The following is a 4078-nucleotide window of genomic DNA, read 5'->3' as shown; positions in this document are numbered from 1 at the left end:
GCGCGGGCCGCTTCCACGGCGGCGTTGAGCGCCAGGATGTTGGTCTGGAAGGCGATGCCGTCGATCACGCCGATGATGTCCACGATCTTCTTGCTGGAGGCGGTGATGGCCTCCATGGTGTCCACGACCTGCCCCACCACCACGCCGCCGCGCTGCGCCACGGCGCTGGCGGAGTCGGCCAGCTGCGTGGCCTGGCGGGCGGTATCGCCGTTGTTCTTGACGGTGGCCGTGATCTCTTCCATCGAGGCGGCGGTCTGCTGCAGGTTGGAGGCCTGCTCTTCCGTGCGCTGGCTCAGGTCGGCGTTGCCGGTGGCGATCTGCGTGCTGCCGGTGGCGATCGAGTCGCTGCTCTGGCGGACCTGGCCCACCACCTGCGCCAGGCTGTCGCGCATGGCCTTCATGCCCACCAGCAGGCTGCCCTGGTCGCCTGCGCGGGTGCTCACGTCCACGGCGAGGTTGCCCGCGGCGATCTGGCGCACCACCTCGGAGGCGTAGTCCGGCTCGCCGCCGAGCTGCCGCGTGATGGACCGCGTCACCCACACGCCCAGCGCACAGGCCAGCCCGATGGCGAGCAGGGAGCCGGCCACGACGGCGTTGACATTGAAGGCGCGCAGCTGCTCGGCTTCCGCGGAGCGGCGGGCCAGCAGGTCGCTCTCGGTCTTGTCGAGTTCGCCCTGCAGCGCGCGAAAGCCGTCCATGGCCGCCTTGTCCTTGCCCTGGCCGAACTGCACGAGGAAGTCCTGCATGGTCCTGGTGCCTGCCGCCACGTCGCGCCGTGCCTGCATCAAGGCGATCACCACGGTGGTGAATTCGGTGTTGCGGGCCTTCATCCAGTCCAGGCGCTGCTGCTGCGCCGGGTTGTCCGAGGTCAGCTTCTTGACCTCCGTCCAGGCCTGGTCGAACGCCTGGCTGCCGGCTTTCCAGGGCTCCAGGAACCGGTCTTCGCCGCTGAGCAGAAAGCCGCGCGTGCCGGTTTCCATGTTGACCATGCTGTTGAGCAGCGTGTTGGAGCGGTCCAGCACCTGGTAGGTGTGGATGTTCCATTTTTCCGCCTCGGCCAGATGGGCGCTGCTGTACAGGGACGTGGCGGCGACCGCCAGAAAGATACCGATGACGGTACCGAAAGCGACCAGAAGTCGCCGTGAAACGGTCAGGGTGCGGCTCGGGTTCATATCCATCCTTCCGGGTCTGGCGGGGGGTGATTTGAAATGTAATAATTCGTATAAATGATAAATTTGAAACCCCGCAATGGGTGCAAAAAATAGTCTGAATTCTCGGAATTTCAGCCCGTGGAAAGAAAAATGGGTGGCATTGAGGATTGGCACTCCTGTACTTATTTGATAAATATGATACTTTTGTGCGCCCATCCATGGGGTGCGATCCAAAGAAAGGCAGCCTGCAGGCCCGGGATCGGATCCCGGACCGGCAGGCTGCGGTGGGTGGGCTAGGGGCTGGGCCGGAAAACGTCAGCCGTCGGTCACGCCTGCGGTGCCACGTAGGCGACGAGCCGCCCCATGCGGCGGATCCATTCCGAGGTGACGATGAACTGCGGCTTGTCCCGCTTCACGTAGGGCGGGACCTCCGGCGGGTTGTCGGCCGGGTAGGGCGACGTGTCCCAGGCATCGCCCACGTGCTTGCTGCGGTAGGCGGTGCCGGTGTAGGCCGCCGAGGGCCCGTCGCCCTGGTAGGGGTTGACGACCTCGGGCACGGGCGAGGTCCAGTAGCCCTTGGCGCCCAGTTCGTCCACCAGCGTCTGCGCTTCGCTGTCGGGCACCTTGGGCGTGGCCATGGTGGCGCCCGCGAACAGGTCGGGGAAGTCCACCTCGCGGATCGAGAAATACCGGGGCAGCGCGCGCGTGGCGGTGCCGGCCTGGAGGGGCGAGCGCGCCGCCATGGCGGCCACCGCGGCATCGCTCATGCCATCGAGCTGCCGGTAGGTGGACTCCAGTCCCGCGATGTCGATGGCGCGGCCCGCCGAGTAGTGGCTGACGGTGTTGGCCCAGTCCTTGTCGGCGTAGTAGCCGCCGTTGTGGATGTTGGAGCCGTAGCGGTGCACGTACAGCGGCGCGTTGGTGCCCAGCTCCACGAACGTGGGGTGGGTGCGGCCGCCGCCCAGCAGCGGGCTGCCCGCGATGGCCGCCGCCGGCAGCGGGCAGGTCTTGAGCCAGGCGATGGCCTCGGGAATGCGCGCGAGGTAGCGGCGCTCGCCCGTGAGCTGGAAGTAGTTGAACAGCTGGCGGATGTTGGTCTGCGTGGTGTGCGTGGCCAGCGAGCGGGGCTCGTAGCTGCGCGCGCCGGCCGGTGCGCCGGCCGGGCGGCCGCCCATGGGGCGCGACAGGTGCTGCAGGCTCCAGCCGGCCTGCGGGCCGCTTTGCTGCATGAGGCGCATGCACTCCATGGCGCGTGCGATGGGGGCCAGCAGGCGCGTCTCGCCCAGCGCCATCACGCACATCGTGAGGAACTTGATGTTCTCGCCCATCACGTCGTCGTTGAAGGTCACGTGCAGCGTGTAGTCGCCGTCTTCCATGCCCGAATGGGCGCCCGCGGGCACCTGCTCGGGGTGGGGCGAGGGCATGGCGCCGACCGCGCCGGGAAAGTGCGGAAACCGCTGCGGCCAGCCGCCGTTCGCCACGCCGTATTCGGGGCCGAACTGCGCGTTGAGCACGAAGTCGATGGCCTTTTGCAGCGGCGCGAGAAAGCGAACGTCGCGCTTTTCCACATACATGCGCAGCAGCAGCTGCGAGGCCACGGCCGTGCCCGCGTCGTCGAACGTGGCGTTGCCGTAGTAGTGCTGGAACTCCTCCAGCCGCCAGCCGTTCTTGCCGATGGTGTCGTACCACTGGCGCAGCGACGCCTCGCCCGCGAAGTCGTGGATGTAGTTCCAGCCGCCCGAGGCGTCCTGCGCCGCGACGATGGCCAGCGTGGTGCGCTCGGCGGCCTGCAGGAAGCGTTCGTCGCCGGTGGCGTGGTAGGCGTCCAGGTACACGTGGCCGACCGAGGGCGTGCCCGGCGGCTGGATCCAGCACATGGTGCGGTAGGCCTCCATCTCGCCGAAGGTCTGCTTCAGGTCGGGCGAGTACGACCACACGTAGCCGCCGCGGTACGAAACCACCTCGTCCATGTAGTCGGCGGCGCGCCGCAGCGCGGTGGCCGCCTCGCCCTGCGGGCCGGATGCGCCACCCGAACCGCCGCCACAGGCGGTGAGCCACAGCGGCGCGAGCGCCGTCAGCGCGAAATCTCTGCGTTTCATGGAATGTCTCCTCTCGTCTTCGATGCAAGGAATGCACGCGCCGTCGGCGCGGCGATCGCAGCCTGGGGATCCCGGCTGTCTTGGTGTGCAGATCATCTTGAAGGATGTCGTACAACTTGGCGGCGATTGTGGGAGGCAGGGGAGAGGAGGCGATGCGTGTTTACCCGGTCTGCCACGCTCCAGAGGGTGCGTAAGCCTTTGGTAAGGCGCTTCGAGTTAGTACCTACTTAGGCGCAAACGATTGCGCAGTCGGTATCGGTGGCCAACGTCGGGACGGCCGCAAGCATGGTTTCGGTGGCATTTCGTCACAAAGTGGTACGACAACTGCCGCTCTGCAGGGGCGGCGATGTCCCGCAAGTGATTGCGCTGCCGATCAGCGAAAGTGGTCGTATGACGAGTATTGCTGGGGGAGGGCCTGGCCCTCGGCATCCACCAGCCGCAGGCCGGGCGCGGCCTCGATGGTGCCGATGCGGGCCACGGGCGTGGCCGTGGCCTGCCCGGCGGCCTGGACCTCGGCGCGGTGCTCGGGCGCGGCGGTGAACAGCAGTTCGTAGTCGTCGCCGCCGGCCAGGGCGCAGCGCAGCAGGGTTTCGTGGTCAAAAGCCGCTGATGCCCTAGTACTCATTGCCCCTGTTGCTATTAATTCAATAGCATTCTGGGTGTCGATGCGGGCCCCCACGCCCGAGGCCTGCAGGATGTGGCCCAGGTCGCCCACCAGCCCGTCGCTCACGTCGATGGCGCTGCGGGCCAGCCCGCGCAGGGCCTGCCCCAATGCCACGCGCGGCGTGGGGCGCTCCAGCCGCTCGCGGGCCGGGGCCAGCCAGATCA

The 4078-nt window shown here is 67.5% G+C and carries 3 protein-coding genes; all 3 read right to left on the bottom strand.

The features are described from left to right. Nucleotides 1-1172 (bottom strand): methyl-accepting chemotaxis protein (locus AC27IO_RS21385; RefSeq protein ID WP_498740654.1); only part of this gene is annotated, 1172 nt, incomplete at its 3' end. A 305-nt stretch (nt 1173-1477) separates the two neighbouring features. Next, on the bottom strand, nt 1478-3250 hold the full coding sequence (locus AC27IO_RS21380) for a pectate lyase (RefSeq protein ID WP_498740652.1): 1773 nt from the start codon (nt 3248-3250) through the stop codon (nt 1478-1480). Nucleotides 3251-3623: 373 nt separating this feature from the next. Continuing rightward, nucleotides 3624-4078 (bottom strand): thiamine-phosphate kinase (locus tag AC27IO_RS21375; RefSeq protein ID WP_498740650.1); only part of this gene is annotated, 455 nt, incomplete at its 5' end.

Source organism: Acidovorax sp. KNOB132, from assembly GCF_057541515.1.
The sequence above is the reverse complement of the archived record's forward strand: the minus strand, read 5'-3'. Positions and strand labels throughout refer to the sequence as shown.

Coding starts and splice junctions, on each gene's coding strand:
- AC27IO_RS21380 (WP_498740652.1), bottom strand. CDS start 3,250: ATGAAACGCAGAGATTTCGCGCTGACGGCGCTCGCGCCGCTGTGGCTC.